Annotated in this window: 1 protein-coding gene; it reads left to right on the forward strand. The window is 63.2% G+C overall.

The window, feature by feature from the left end; translation table 11 throughout:
- Nucleotides 1–399: 399 nt before the first annotated feature.
- Nucleotides 400–672: IS66 family insertion sequence element accessory protein TnpB (tnpB, locus tag BV034_RS34100; protein WP_050031401.1), on the forward strand; the 273-nt coding region annotated here is incomplete at its 3' end.

A 672-nucleotide genomic window follows, 5' to 3' on the forward strand; every position in this document is an offset into this window, starting at 1 on the left:
GTAAGCAGATCAGCAAGGCCGTCTGGTGCGCGGAGCACAGCCGGGCAAGTGTTCGCGCATGCCTCGATACACTTCCGCGCAACGCCGTCGTCTGGTGCGCCAGTTCCAATCCAGCGGTCTGACCCTCGCAACTTTTTGCCAGCATCACTCTCTGAGCGTCTCAAGCCTCTGCGCCTGGCGTCGCCGTGTTGAACTCCAGGAGCACTCCTCTGAGACTGCGCCGCCTCAATGGCTCCCAGTGGAAGTTTCCTCACCTCCAAGGGGCACCGTTGCGGGGCTTCCCGGCTCGGTTTATGTCATCGCAGACGGCCTCTGGCATCTGCACGTCCCCTCAGGCTTTGACCGCGATGAAGTGGCCGTTCTCCTTGAGCTTCTCCATGCCAGACAGGGAGGTGCCCCATGTTAAGCCTGGGCCCGGCCACCAAAGTCCACCTGCTGGCAGGCGGCGCTGACATGCGCCTGGGCTTTGAGGGGCTGCTCGCCCTCGCCTCCGGCCTGTTGCGCGAGGATCCTTTGAGCGGCCACCTCTTTGTCTTTTGCAACAAGCAGCGCACCCGCCTCAAAGCTCTCTACTGGGACGGCTCGGGCTTGTGGGTGTGCGCCAAACGTCTGGAGAAGGGGCGCTTCCACTGGCCGCAGCCCGCAGCGCAAGGAGCTTCACGCAAAGTGGTG

Source organism: Verrucomicrobium sp. BvORR034 (assembly GCF_000739635.1).
GTDB lineage: Bacteria > Verrucomicrobiota > Verrucomicrobiia > Verrucomicrobiales > Verrucomicrobiaceae > Verrucomicrobium.